General features: G+C 67.0%; 9 protein-coding genes. 5 read left to right on the forward strand and 4 right to left on the reverse strand.

Annotated elements, in window-relative coordinates:
- Positions 1-139: 139 nt before the first annotated feature.
- From IW248_RS29605 to IW248_RS29620, 4 genes are read left to right on the forward strand one after another with little or no spacing between them, the layout of a single operon-like run.
- Positions 140-1,066, forward strand: a complete 927-nt coding sequence (locus IW248_RS29605; RefSeq protein ID WP_196929536.1) for an ABC transporter permease — start codon at positions 140-142, stop codon at positions 1,064-1,066.
- The gene (locus IW248_RS29610; protein ID WP_196929537.1) at positions 1,059-2,027 is read left to right on the forward strand and encodes an ABC transporter permease; all 969 of its coding nucleotides are present in this window, start codon (positions 1,059-1,061) and stop codon (positions 2,025-2,027) included. The genes IW248_RS29605 and IW248_RS29610 overlap by 8 nt, the downstream gene beginning before the upstream one ends.
- Positions 2,028-2,052: 25 nt before the next feature.
- Positions 2,053-3,081: an ABC transporter ATP-binding protein gene (locus IW248_RS29615; protein ID WP_091406372.1), complete on the forward strand. Its 1,029-nt coding sequence runs from the start codon at positions 2,053-2,055 to the stop codon at positions 3,079-3,081.
- Complete coding sequence (locus IW248_RS29620) at positions 3,074-4,087, forward strand: ABC transporter ATP-binding protein (RefSeq protein ID WP_196929538.1); 1,014 nt, start codon at positions 3,074-3,076, stop codon at positions 4,085-4,087. The genes IW248_RS29615 and IW248_RS29620 overlap by 8 nt, the downstream gene beginning before the upstream one ends.
- A 128-nt stretch (positions 4,088-4,215) precedes the next feature.
- Here IW248_RS29620 and IW248_RS29625 read toward each other — a convergent pair whose 3' ends face one another.
- A complete protein-coding gene (locus tag IW248_RS29625) occupies positions 4,216-7,254 on the reverse strand; it encodes a non-ribosomal peptide synthetase (RefSeq protein ID WP_196929539.1) in 3,039 nt (1,012 codons plus the stop codon).
- Between the two features lie 354 nt (positions 7,255-7,608).
- Here IW248_RS29625 and IW248_RS29630 point away from each other — a divergent pair, with 354 nt between their 5' ends.
- Positions 7,609-8,763 carry an argininosuccinate synthase domain-containing protein gene (locus tag IW248_RS29630; RefSeq protein WP_307788308.1) on the forward strand — a complete coding sequence of 385 codons (1,155 nt, stop codon included), beginning with the start codon at positions 7,609-7,611 and terminating at the stop codon, positions 8,761-8,763.
- Between the two features lie 45 nt (positions 8,764-8,808).
- Here the strand turns inward: IW248_RS29630 and IW248_RS29635 are convergent, their stop codons facing one another.
- From IW248_RS29635 to IW248_RS29645, 3 genes are all read right to left on the reverse strand, one after another.
- Positions 8,809-9,792, reverse strand: coding sequence for an aldo/keto reductase (locus IW248_RS29635; RefSeq protein WP_196929541.1), 984 nt, complete (start codon positions 9,790-9,792; stop codon positions 8,809-8,811).
- Positions 9,789-10,595, reverse strand: a complete 807-nt coding sequence (locus IW248_RS29640) for a methyltransferase domain-containing protein (RefSeq protein WP_196929542.1) — start codon at positions 10,593-10,595, stop codon at positions 9,789-9,791. Before IW248_RS29640 ends, IW248_RS29635 begins: the two co-directional genes overlap by 4 nt.
- 102 nt (positions 10,596-10,697) lie before the next feature.
- On the reverse strand, positions 10,698-13,853 hold the full coding sequence (locus tag IW248_RS29645; RefSeq protein WP_196929543.1) for a non-ribosomal peptide synthetase: 3,156 nt from the start codon (positions 13,851-13,853) through the stop codon (positions 10,698-10,700).
- Between the last annotated feature and the right edge of the window lie 12 nt (positions 13,854-13,865).

A 13,865-nucleotide genomic window follows, 5' to 3' on the forward strand; every position in this document is an offset into this window, starting at 1 on the left:
TCTGACCCCGGGTCGGGCTCGCCACATCCGGTGAGCCCGACCCGGGGCCGTTCCGCGATTGGGTGTTACAACACTCCACTCGCACGTTGTCACCACCGTGTCGGCCGTCCGACGCGCCCCCTGTCTGGAGGACCACCCCATGGGCCGTTATCTGTTGAGACGGCTGCTCCAACTCGTGCCGGTCTTCATCGGTACGACGTTCCTGATCTACTGGCTCGTCTGGGCTGTGCCCGGCGATCCGTTCGCCGGCAAGTGCGGTGAGCGTCGCTGCCCGGACCAGTACATCGCCTTCATGACCGAGAAGTACCACCTCGACCAGAACGTCTTCGTGCAGTACGGCAACTACATGAAGAACCTGCTCCAGGGCGACTTCGGTCAGACGTTCCAGCAACGCGAGATCAGCGACATCATCCTGACCGCGTACCCGAACACGCTGAAGCTGGCCCTCGTGGCGCTCGCCATCGAGGCGATCATCGGTCTCGGCGCCGGCGTGCTGTCCGGTCTGCGGCGAAACGGCTTCCTGGACAACCTGGTCCTGGTCTCCACCCTCTTCCTGATCGCGCTGCCGGTCTTCGTGGTCGGCTTCGTGCTGCAGTGGCTGCTGGGCGTGCAGTGGGGCATCATCAAGCCGACGGTCTCCTCGGAGATGCGGTGGTCCGAGCTGATCGTGCCGGGCTTCGTGCTGGGCAGCGCGTCAGTGGCGTACATCGCCCGGGTGGCACGAACGAGCATCGCGGAGAACCGTCGCGCGGACTACGTGCGTACCGCCATCGCCAAGGGCCTGCCGATGCGCCGGGTTGTGGGCGTGCACCTGCTGCGCAACTCGCTCATCCCGGTGGTGACCCTGCTCGGCACCGACCTCGGTGCCCTGATGGGTGGCGCGATCGTCACCGAGGGAATCTTCGGCATCAACGGAATCGGCCGCCAGGTCTTCCGGTCGATCATCACCAAGGAAAGCGCCACGGTGGTAGGCATCGTGGTCGTCCTGGTGCTGGTCTATCTCGTGATGAACCTGCTGGTTGACCTGCTCTACGCCGCCCTGGACCCGAGGATCCGTTATGAGTGACCCGAGTACCGCATCGATCGTCAGCACCCCTGGCGCACACCCCACCGACTCCGCCGCCCCCGCCACCGCGGGCCAGCCGCAGAGCAACGACAAGCCGCGCGGCCTGCTCGGCGACGCCTGGCGGGACCTGCGGCGCAAGCCGCTGTTCTGGATCTCGGCCACGCTGATCGTGATCTTCCTGCTGATGGCGGCCTTCCCGGCGCTGTTCGTCCCGGGCGACGCGGTCAACGGCTCGCTGTCCCGCAGCCTCGACAAGCCGTCCGCCAATGGCTGGTTCGGGTACGACGTGCAGGGCCGCGACGTCTACGCCCGGGTCATCTACGGCGCACGAGCCTCCATCGTGGTCGCCGTGCTCTCCGTGCTGGGCACCCTGCTCATCGGCGGAACCATGGGCGTCATCTCCGGTTACCGCGGTGGCTGGGTGGACGCGCTGCTCAGCCGGATCGCCGACGTCTTCTTCGGTCTGCCGTTCGTGCTCGGCGCGATCGTCATCCTGACCACGTTCAACGGGTCGGGCGCCGGCAACAGCAAGGCCCAGATCATGACCCTGGTGATCGCGTCGCTGATCGTGCTGAGCTGGCCGGTCGTGATGCGGCTGATGCGCTCCTCGGTGCTCGCCACCAAGGAGGCCGACTACATCGTGGCGGCCCGCGCGCTGGGTGCCGGCACCGGCCGGATCATCCTCAAGCACCTGCTGCCGAACTGCCTGGCCCCGCTGCTGGTCTACGGCACGATCATGGTCGGCTCGTTCATCGGCGCCGAGGCCACCCTGTCCTTCCTGGGCGTCGGTCTGAAGTCGCCAGTGGTGTCCTGGGGCATCATGATCAGTGATGGGCAGAATTTTGTCCGGGTCGCGCCAGGGCTGGTGTTCTTCCCCGCCGCGTTCCTCGTCACCGCAGTGCTGAGCTTCGTGATGCTCGGTGAGTCGGTCCGCGAGGCCCTCGATCCGAAACTCCGCTAGGGGAGATCCAGTGTCCGACATTCTCGTGTCCGAGCAGTCCGCGCCGGGACCCGGCGGGTCCGGACGTCCCTCCGGCAGGCTGCTCGAGGTCGACGACCTGCGGGTGGAGTTCCGTACCCGGGACGGCGTCGCAAAGGTCATCAACGGGGTCACGTACCACGTCGACGCGGGGGAGACCCTCGCCGTGCTCGGCGAGTCCGGCTCCGGTAAGAGCGTCACGGCGCAGACCATCATGGGCATCCTGGACACGCCGCCCGGCTTCGTCACCGGTGGGCAGGTCCGCTTCCACGGCAAGGACATGCTCCGCATGTCCGACGAGGAGCGCCGCCGCATCCGCGGCGAGGGCATCGCGATGATCTTCCAGGACGCGCTCTCCGCGCTGAACCCCGTCTTCACCGTGGGGTTCCAGATCGCCGAGCAGTTCCGGGTCCGGCGGGGCATGGGCCGCGCGGAGGCCAAGAAGCGCGCGATCGACATGCTCGACCAGGTCAAGATCCCGAACGCCAAGGGTCGGTTCAACAACTACCCGCACCAGTTCTCCGGCGGTATGCGGCAGCGCGCGATGATCGCGATGTCGCTGGCGCTCGACCCGGAGGTGCTGATCGCGGACGAGCCGACCACCGCCCTCGACGTGACCGTGCAGGCCCAGATCATGGACCTGCTGGCCGAGCTTCAGCGCGAGCGGCAGATGGGCATGATCCTGATCACCCACGACCTCGGTGTGGTTGCCGATGTCGCGGATCGGATCGCGGTCATGTACGCGGGCCGGATCGTCGAGGAAGCCGACGTGTACGAGCTGTACGCCAAGCCGGCGCACCCGTACACCCTGGGTCTGATCGACTCGATCCCGCGCCTCGACGAGAAGGGGCAGCAGCTCCGGACGATCAAGGGCCTCCCGCCGAACCTGATGAACATCCCGCCGGGCTGCCCGTTCAACCCGCGGTGCCCGATGGCTCAGCCGGTGTGCCGGGAGAAGGTCCCGCCGCTGCTGCAGGTCGGCCCCGCCCGGGCCAGCGCCTGCCACTTCGCCGAGGAGCTGGTGAACCGTGTCTGAGAACATCCTCGAGGTCAATGACCTGGTCAAGCACTACCCCGTCACCCAGGGTGTGGTGTTCAAGAAGACCGTCGGTCAGGTCAAGGCGGTCGACGGGGTCTCGTTCGGTCTGCGCGCCGGCGAGACGCTCGGTGTGGTCGGCGAGTCCGGCTGCGGCAAGTCGACCCTCGCCCGGGTGCTGATGAACCTGGAGAAGCCGACCGCCGGCAACGTGGTCTACAAGGGCCAGGACATCTCCAAGCTCTCCGGTGGGGCGCTGCGACGCCTGCGCCGGCAGATCCAGCTGGTGATGCAGGACCCGTACACCTCGCTGAACCCGCGGATGACCGTCGGCGACCTGCTCGGCGAGCCGTTCGAGATCCACCCGGAGGTGGCGCCGAAGGGTAGCCGCCGGGCCAAGGTCAGGGAGCTGCTCGACCTGGTCGGGCTCAACCCGGAGCACATCAACAGGTACCCGCACCAGTTCTCCGGCGGTCAGCGTCAGCGCATCGGCATCGCCCGCGCGCTCGCGCTGCGGCCCGAGATCATCGTCTGCGACGAGCCGGTGTCGGCGCTGGACGTCTCCATCCAGGCCCAGGTCATGAACCTGCTGGAGCAGTTGCAGGGCGAGTTCGGCCTCTCGTACGTCTTCATCGCGCACGACCTGTCGGTGGTCCGCCACCTCTCGGACCGGGTCGCGGTGATGTACCTCGGCAAGATCGTCGAGATCGGCACCGAGGACGAGATCTACGAGCGACCGACGCACCCGTACACCCAGGCTCTGCTCTCTGCGGTGCCGGTGCCGGACCCGACGCAGCGGAACAACAAGACGATCATCCGGCTCACGGGTGACGTGCCGTCGCCGATCAGCCCGCCCTCGGGATGCCGGTTCCGGACCCGCTGCTGGAAGGCGCAGGACGTGTGCGCCGAGCAGGTCCCGCTGCTGGAGGTCCGGCAGGCCTCGGACCACCCGAGCGCCTGCCACTTCGCGGAGAAGCGCGAGATCGTCGCGACCCACGAGGCCTGATGCGGTCGGAACCGCCTGCGGACGTGGTTTTCCACGCCGGCAGGCGGTTCCGCCGTTTCTGGCTCCCGCACCGGCCGCCGCCGCGGCAGGGCCGAGGATGGTCTCCTCGCTCCGGTCCGTTGCGGCGTTCAACTTTTGAGCGCCGCCAAGCCGGCGGCTGAGCGGTAGTACGCAACGTACCGATTGAAGACGTCGGGACCGACCGGCTGCCAGGTGAGGCCTTCGGACCTGACGAGCTGGGCGGCCCGTCGTCCCGTCCGCCCGGCCGCCGCATCGGAGAAGAGACTCGACAGCCCGTCCTTCACCGCGACGTCGGTGTCGTTGTCCGGCGCCGGAAGCAGAGCCAACAGCCGGGCAAGGTCGCCCTGGTCGGGCTGCTCGGCAGCGCGGACCAGTCGCTGGCGGAACTGCTCGTACGGCAATTCGACGAGCTGGTACTCCTCGACGAAGCCGGCGAGCAGGTCGTCCAGGCTGACCAGCCCGTACTGCACCGGATGGAAGTAGCCCACCCGTCCGGTGACCGCCGCGGCGATGACGGCACTGCTGATGCATTCGACCTGGGTGTAGTCCATGACGATGGGGCTTCGGAACCAAGCGCGGAGATTCACGCACGCCTTGACGATGAGGTCGGCCAGGCCCCGCCGGCTCGGCACCCCGTGCCAGGAGTGGGGCATCACTTCACCGACTCGGTGGACAGTCACGGGCAACCCTCGGGCTGCGGCCTCATCCAACAGGCGTTCAGCCGCCCATTTGGACTGTCCGTAACCGTCGGTGGGCGGATTTCCGGTGGCCGCGCCCTCCAGCGGGTCGCCCAGCTCCGACGGGCCGGAGTCGATGACGCCAAGCGTGGAGATGAAGTGGACCGACTTGGTGCGGTTTGCGGTGGCGAGTCGAATGATGTCGAGGGTGCCCGACACGTTTGTCGCCGCGTGCGCCCGGTAGTCCCGGCGCAGGTTGATCATGGCGCCGCAGTGCAGGATCGTGTCGATGGTCGCCGCCAGCTCATCGAACACCCCGAGACCGAGACCGAGGCCGGGGCGGCCGAGGTCGCCCGGGACCGCCCTGATCCGCCCGCTCAACTCGGGCCGCCAGAGCCGGTAGTGCAGGAGGTTGTCGACGATCCGATCGTGCGCCGAGCGCTCGTCCGAGGCGCGGACCAGGCAGTATGCCGTCGCCGAGGTCTGATCGAGAAGGTCGTACAGCAGTTGCGCTCCGACGAAGCCGGTCGCTCCCGTGAGGAAGACGTCGGCCAGGGGCGCCGGTTCCGCCGCGACGACCGTGGGGATGTCCGGGGGCAGGACGGTAGCCCGTCGCACGTCGTCCGAGGTGGCCGACATCGTGCGAGGCCTCTCGTCCTCGGTCAGCAGGGCGATCTGGGCGCGCAACGTCGGCAACTCGAAGATGTCCCGGGCCGAGACCGGCCGGTTGAAGCGCTGCTCCAGCGCGATCGCCAGGCGCTGCGCGGTCAGTGAGTCGCCGCCCGACTCGAAGAAGTCGTCATCGGGGTCGAGTTGCGCGACCGGCAGCAGTTCGAGCCAGTGGGCCCTCACGACATCGGCCGCATCGGTCGGCACGGCCATGACGGTCTGGCTGGTCAGGCTGTCCGCGAGCGCGACGAGTGCACGCCGGTCGGCCTTGCCGTTGGGCGTCAGGGGCATCTGGTCGAGGATGACGATCCGTCGAGGCAGCATGGTGGCGGGAAGCATGTCCCGGACCTGGGCCATGAGGACACTGGCGTCGGTTCCGGTCGCTCGGGTGGTCACGAAGGCGATGAGCATGCGGTTGTCAAGGTCCGAACTCGCCACGACCTTGGCGTCGGTGACGTCGTCCAAGCGCAGGAAGGCGGCCTCGACGTCGAGCAGCTCGATCCGTACACCAGCGATCTTGACCTGGTTGTCTCGACGGCCGGCGAAGTGGACGAGGCCGTTCGCAGAGTGGAAGCCCAGATCACCCGTCCGGTAGAGCCTGTTGCCGGGAATCTCCGGAAACGGGTTGTCGACGAACGCGGCCTTCGTCCGTTCAGGGTCGTTGAGATAGCCGAGCCCGAGACAGTCGCCGCCGATGTACAACTCCCCGATTTCGCCTGGTCGCACCAGCGTCAGGCCGCTGTCGAGGATCAGCAAATAGGTGTTGTCGATCGGGCGGCCGAGCGGGATGACCTCGCCGTCGGCTTCGGTGACGTGGTGGAACACCGAGCCGATGGATGCCTCGGTCGGACCGTACGTGTTGATCGTGTCGACCGTGGGCAGCATGGCCCGGAAGGCGTGCACGGTCGCCGCGGTCATCTCCTCACCGCCGATGAGCAGGCGACGCAGTGACCTGAGCCGGCCGACCAACTCCGGTTCGGCGTGGAGGAGCTCCACAAGCGTGTTGAAGATGGACGGAACGAAGTCGGTCATCGTCACGCCATATCGTTCGATCGTGTCGATCGTCGACGGCAGGTCGAGGATGCCGCTCCGCGTCGGCATGACGACCATGCTGCCGGTCGTCAGCGGCCACAGCAACTGCCACAACGACGAGTCGAACTGGGGACGGCTGTTCTGCAGCACGACCTCGTCAGACCGGCTGCTCAGTGCCCGGGTCATGTAGCTGAAGCGATTGAGCAGACCGCGGTGGATGTTTACCGCGCACTTCGGCTCTCCGGTGGAGCCGGACGTGTAGAAGCCATAGATGGGGTCGTCAAGCGTCGCCGGCGGCACGGCCGGGGCGGCGGGGGTGCCCGGAGTACGCGTCGCGTCGAGGCTGATGCGGGTGACGGATTCGGGACCGGTCGAGCTTCCGGGCGCATCCACCAGCACCCGCGCTCCCATTGTTTCGATCATGAGGGTGGTCCGCTCCACCGGACCGGCCGGGTCGATGGGCACGAACGGTGCCGCGATCTTCATCGAGGCGATCATCGCCAGCGGCAGCTCAAGCCCGCTCTCGAGCGCCAACGGCAAGAACTCCCCCCGTCGTACGCCTCGTTCGTGCAGTTCGTGGGCGAGGGTGTTGCTCCGCTGGTCAAGTTCGCCGTAGGTGAGGGAGTCGTGCCCGTACACGACCGCCACCCGGTCGGGTCGCGCTGCCGCGCACTCCTGGAAGAGCTGTAGGACCGTGCGGTCGGCCGGATAGGCGACAGCACGCCCGCTCCACCCGGAGAGCAACTGTTCGCGCAGGCTGTCTGACAATTCCTCAATCCCCGCTTCCGCATCAAGGTGATGACTGCGGGTGTCGCGGCATCCGAGCGACCGCATTCATCTGGAGGACAACCAAGGCGCTGTGCAGCCCATTGCGAATGGGTGGCCAGAGCCGGAACCCGCCGTTCACAACATAGGTCACTCCAAAAGGAACCGCGACCCTGCTGCGCTTACGCCGGCGGTAATCTTCGCGTTTACGGCGGCCCGGCCTGTCCACGCTGAACTGATTGACGAATGCTGAGGGAAAATTCTAACGTCGATCGATTGCCTTCCCAGGCCTGCTGCCGGTGGCGGCAGATTCCCGACGAAGCGACATTTCCCTAGGGGGTTACGATTGTGGAACCTGTGGAGTTAGGCTCCCGACGTGTCGGATTGTTCCAATCCGGTGGCCTGCCCGCGATGACGGTCGGCGCCTGGCTCGCGGAGCAGGATGTCGAGGTCGAGCACTTCGTTGCCGACATCGGTCAGACCGGCCCGATGACGGCGGCGCAGACCGCCGAGTGGCTGACCGGCGAGGGGCACAAGGCTCATCTCATCGATCTGCGGGGCGAGATGGCCGACATGGCTCTCGACCTGGCCGCCTGTCAGGCGACGTACGGGGCGGGCTACTGGAACACGACGAGCGCGTCCCGGTACGTGTTGGTCAGCGGGATGGCCCAGATGCTGCGATCGGCCGGTTGCGGCGTCCTGGCGCACGGCTGTGTCGGTGGAGGCAACGACCAGGCCCGCTTCAGCCGTTACGCGGCGGCCCTCACACCCGACGTCGAGGTGCTGATTCCCTGGACGCAGCCGTTTCTGCTGGAGCGCTTCCCGGACCGGGCGAGCATGGGGGCGTACCTGGCCGAGCGGAACTATCCCGCGGAGGTGACGTCGGCCGCGGGCTACTCGATCGATGCGAATCTGGCCGGCGCTTCGCATGAGAGCAACGAACTTGAATCACTGGCGACCCCGCCGACCGCGGCGACGCCGTTGATGACGGTGTGGCCCGTCGACGGTGCGGACACCCCGGAGCTGATGTCCGTGCGGTTCGCCGCTGGGCGTCCCGTGCAGATCCAGGGTCAGCCCGTCTCCTCTCTCGAGGCGCTGACCCTGGCGAACGCCGCCGGCCGGCGTCACGGCATCTCCCTGCGTAGCGTCGTGGAGAACCGAGTCAACGGCACGAAATGCCGGTGCGTCTACGAGTCACCGGGAATGGATGTGCTCGGGACGTGCGTCTCTGCGCTGATGCAGGTGTGCCTGGACAAGCCAGCCACGGCACTGATGCGTGAAATCTCGGACGCGGTCTCGACCGCGGTCTACGAGGGAAGGGTCCTTGAGACGACCCACGTCGGCGCGGCGTCGGCGGCGAAGCAGATCACGGCGGCCCTCAACGGTCTCGTCGAGATCGAGCTCTACAAGGGCAACGTGACGGTCCGGAGCTTCGCCGACCTGGAGGAGCGCCCGGAGGCGGCACGCCAGACCCGCTTTCGGCATGGCGGACACCACTGGGAGATCGGATAGCTGGTGACTGCGGGGCCGCCATCGATCGATGGCGGCCCCGTCACGTCACTGTGACCAGGCCGTCGGGGTGCGGTCCCAGCGGTGGCGACGTAGTTCGGCGCGGACGTCGTCGTCGAGCGGCACCCCGTCGCTCACACCGCAATTCGCCCGTACGTGACGAAGGCTCCGCATACCGGGTATGACGGTCGAGACCGCGGGATTGTCCAGGATGAAGCGCAGCGCCAGCTCCGGGAGGTCCATGCCGGCCGGGACCACGGGCTTCAGCCGGTCGGCTCGCTCGACGCTCGCCTCCAGGTTCTCAGGTACGAAGTAGGAAGCCCGCCAGTCGCCTTCCGGCCAGGTCGTGTCCTTGGTCAACGTGCCGGTGAGGCTCCCCTCGTCGAACGGCACCCGCGCGATCACTGCGATGTCCCGTTCGGCGCAGGCGCCGATGAGATCGTCCTCCGGTGCCTGATCGAAGATGTTGTAGATGACCTGCACCGCGTCGATCAGCCCGGTGTCGAGCGTCTTGAGCACGTTCCACGGTTCCCACCGGTTGATGCTGATGCCGACGCCTGAGATGAGGCCCTCGGATTTCAGCTGCGCGATCGGCTGTTGCCAACGCTCGTCGTCCGCCCACGAGTCTTCCCAGACGTGAAACTGCAGCAGGTCGATCGAGGACACGCCGAGGCATTCCAAGCTGCGGTGGGCGTACTCGATGATGTGGTCGGCCGGGAAGACATCTGCCAGTCCGGAGTCCCGCCTCGAGGGCCAGGCGCGGTCCCTGGGCGGGATCTTGGTCGCCGTGTAGAGGCGACGATCGGGCTGTTCAGCAAGCAGGCGACCGAGCATCTCCTCGCTGTGCCCGCGACCGTAGATCCAGGCGGTGTCGAAGAAATTGCAGCCCAGCTCGACGCTCTCGCGCAGGGCCTCCATGCCCGTCTCATCGTCGGCGCCGGTCCAACCGCCCTCGCCGCCGGCGATGCCCCACATGCCGTAGCCGATCTCGCTGACCTGCCAGCCCAGGCGACCGAAACGGCGGTATCTCATGACTCTCCTCCAGCGGTGACGACCGGCTTTACCCCGATTAGGCCTTCAAAGGCCAGGTTCTTGTGAATCAGTTCGGTGCGGGCGAACCCGGCCTGCTTCAGCATGGCGATGTTCTCGGCCGAGGTGAACGGCTCCAGAACCGAACGCAGACTCCGTGCCTTACCGAGAATCTCATCCGAGGAAAAACCTCGAGTGACTTTGAATTCCTCGTAGCACTGATTGAAGATGTCCTGTAGGTGCGGCTCAGGTAGGCGGGTCTTCTCAAAGAGGACCAGGGCGCCCCCCGGCAGCATTTCCGAACAGATCCGCCTGATCAGGTTGGGTCGCTTGTGCGGGGCGACGAACTGAAGCGTGTAATACATGACGACCAGGCTGCAGTCGCTGTAGTCGATCCGAAGAGCGTCGCCGAGTTCGATGTTCACGTTGGGCAACGCGTTGCATCGTTGGCGGGCCTGCGCCACCATCTCCGAGACGATGTCGATGCCGAGGAACTTCACGTCCGCGTGCAGGTGGCGTTCGGCGAGCTTCGCCGTGAGGGCGGCGGTGGAGCACCCGACCTCGACGATCCGACTGCCGGGTGTGGCGAAGAAGTCGGACAACTGCGCGATGACGTCGTGCCCGTCCTGGTACCCGGGGACACTGCGCGACACGTGCTCGTCGAAGTGCTCGGCCGTGCCGTCGGAGAAGGTCCACTGCGGTGTGGTGAGCGTGATGTTGTCGCCGACCTGGGGCGGGAAGCGTAGCTTGTCCGTCGCCTCGGCCGCGGCGACGTCAGGTGAGGCGATCTTTTCCTTTTGGGACATCTGGCTTACCTTTCGCTTGAACATCGGCGTGGGGCTTGGCGTCGTACACGGTGGTGGAATTGCTGGCTCGTTCTCGGGTCGACAGGTGCGGGTGGGTCCGCGTCATGGACCGCCCACCGTTGAGGGCTGGGACAGCGGCGCCGACACATCGGCGGTGAGCTGCCGCAACGCGTCCTGCATCGTGGCTGAGACGAGCACGGCGGCTGCGGGTGCCAGCTGGGTGGGCTCGATCCGGACGGACAGCTCGACCGCCTCGCCGCCGTGCAGGCGGTTCACCTCCACGACCATGGAAAAGTTGGTGCGGTCCGCGAAGCGCCAGTCCTCAACGGCGATCTCCGTGAGGGTGTCGACCTCCGCAAAGGTGTGAAAGTCCGTGTAGTTGAACATCACCTCGAACGGTGCCCGACCGAGGTCGCGCTGGATGCGAGCCAACGGGTACGTGCGGACCGCGAGCTGTTCGCGTTCCTGCGCGAAAACCGCACGAATGAGGTCCGCCCAGGTCCGGCCGGCCAGCGACAGGCGGATTGGAGTGACGTTCAGGAACACCCCGAGCACCAACTCGGCGCCCTTCGCCTGACTACGCCCGTGCGTGCACAATCCGGCGACGACGTCCGAGGCGTCGGTGATGGCGCCGAGCGCGTAGAGGTATGCCGCCGCGTATACGGACTTCGTGGGAACTCCCAGGGACTCCCCGACACGGCGAGCCGCTCCGGACACTTCAGGGGGCAAGGTCGTCACCGCGAGCGACGTTTCCTGCCGGTCGACGACCCCGAGGGCGCCGGTCTCGGCGCGCAGCGCGCGCAGGTCGAGCGACGGCGCGTCGGCGAGCAGATCTGCCCAGTACGTCCGTGCTTCCGTCGAGGTCAGAATCACCTGCTCTGCCGCGACGAAGTCGCGGAACCGAACCTCGGGCATCGCGGGCAGCATCGCTGGCTTGGCGGCACATCGGGCGTCGTACGCCATTAGCAGCTCGGTCATGAAGCGCGCGAAACTCCATCCGTCCATCAGGATGTGGTGGACCGCGACCGACAGCTGGAACGACTGTGCCGACCGGACGAGGACGTGGGCGCGCGCCATCGGTGCCGTGGTCAGGTCGAAGGGATGCGCGGACTCGCGCTGCCACCAGTCCCGAAGGAACTCCTCCTGGGCGGCGTAACCGGCACCGGTGAGATCGTCGACGGTCAGGGGAATCTGCGCGTTCCCACCGACCAACTGGGTCGGCTGGTCGAACTCGGCCAGGTCGATCCTCGTCCGGAGGATCTCGTGTCGCTCGCACATCTGCGCGAGCGCGTCGCGCAGCGCCGCCTCGGTCCATGGTCCGCGGACCGTGACGCTCGTCAGGTCGTGGTACAGGCCCGGGTCGTCCGACAGCTCACATTGATAGAGGATGCCCAGTTGCAGGGATGTCGTGGGGTACACGGCCTCGACGTCGGGCGGTAACTCCGGGCGGGTGGGCGCGGCGTGCGGCTGCTGCGGAATCCCCACCGGTGGCCCGGAGGTGGCTCCGTCGATCGCCAGGGCGAGTTCCCGGATGGTCGGGTGGAAGAACAGCTTCTCGACGGTCGCGTCGAAGCCGGCTTCGCGGAGTTCGGCAACCAACTGCACCGCGAGGATCGAGTCGCCGCCGAGCGAGAAGAAGTTGTCGTCCACCCCGATGTCGACGACGCCGAGTGTCTCCTGCCACAACGCACTCAGCCTCAGCCCCTTGTCCGACGACTGTCGCAACGGCGGCGGTGGCGGGGTGGTGGTGGGGAGTTGGGTGGGGTCGATTTTGCCGTTGGTGGTGGTGGGGAGGTGGGTGTGGGTGTGGATGTGGGTGGGGATCATGTGGGGTGGTAGGTGGTGGTTGAGGTGGTTTCGGATTGTTTTTTGGGTGTGGGGGTTGTTGGGGGTGTGGGGGGTGAGGGTGATGTGGGCGGTGAGGTGGGGGTGGTCGGTGGTGGTGGTGAGGGTGATGTGGGCGGTGTGGACGTGGGGGTGGGTTTGGAGGGTGTGTTCGATTTCGTGGGGTTCGATGCGGTAGCCGCGGAGTTGGATCTGGTGGTCGGTGCGGCCGTGGTAGTGGTAGGTGCCGTCGGGTTGGCGGGTGGCGGTGTCGCCGGTGCGGTAGCGGCGGGTGTGGGTGTGGTGGTGGGGGTGGGGGTTGGGGGGGAAGTGGTGGGCGGTGAGGGCGGGTCGTTGGTGGTAGCCGAGGCTGAGTCCGGGGCCGCTGATGAACATTTCGCCGAGGGTGTTGTCGGGCACGGGGTTGCCGTCGGGGTCGAGCAGGTCGATGGTGAGGTCGGGTAGTGCTCGTCCGATGGGGCTGTGGGGTTGGGTGAGGTCCTCGGGGGTGATGGTGTGGTGGGTGACGTGGACGGTGGTTTCGGTGATGCCGTACATGTTCACGAGGTGGGGTGTGGTGGTGCCGTAGTGCGTGGCCCAGGTGGTGAGGGTGGCCGGTTGGAGGAGTTCCCCGCCGAAGATGACGTAGCGCAGGTCGGTGGGTGGGTGAGCGGTGGCGGCGGCGGCCTTGGCGAGGTTGGCGAACGCGGTGGGTGTCTGGCTCAGCACGGTGACGTGACGCTCGCGGATGAGGTGCCACATGGCGTCGGGGTCGCGGGTCGTGGTGTGGGCGACGACGACGACGTGGGCGCCGTGCAGCAGAGCGCCGTAGATCTCCCAGACGGAGAAGTCGAACGCGGCGGAGTGGAACATGCTCCACACGTCGGTGTGGGTGAAGTCGAACAGTTCGTCGGTGGTGGTGAACAGCCGGAGGACGTTGCGGTGGGTGACCCGCACACCCTTGGGTTTCCCGGTCGATCCGGAGGTGTAGATGATGTAGGCGGTGTCGTCGTCACACACCGCCACCGGCGTGAACGATCCCCCCACGTCGTCGGTGCCCGCGTCGTCGATCGCCACGAACGTCGGGACCTCGGTGAACACCCCGCGCCACGACGCGTCACCCACCACCACCGGACAACCGGCGTCAGCCAGGACCGCCCGCAGCCGGGCATGAGGATGACCAGGGTCCAGCGGCACATAACCCGCCCCCGTCTTCAACACCGCCACCATCGCCACGACCAGACTCACCGACCGCTGCACGCACAACCCGACCAACGTCCCCCGCCCCACCCCCACCGCAGCCAACCGCGCCGCCAACACCGTCGACGCCTCATCGACCTGCCGATACGTCAACTCCCGCGCGCCATCCGACACCGCCACCCGATCGGCGTAGCGCTGCGCGACACCCACGAACGTCCCATGCACACCCAACACAACAAACCTGCT

It is taken from the genome of Micromonospora ureilytica (assembly GCF_015751765.1).
Lineage (GTDB): Bacteria > Actinomycetota > Actinomycetes > Mycobacteriales > Micromonosporaceae > Micromonospora > Micromonospora ureilytica.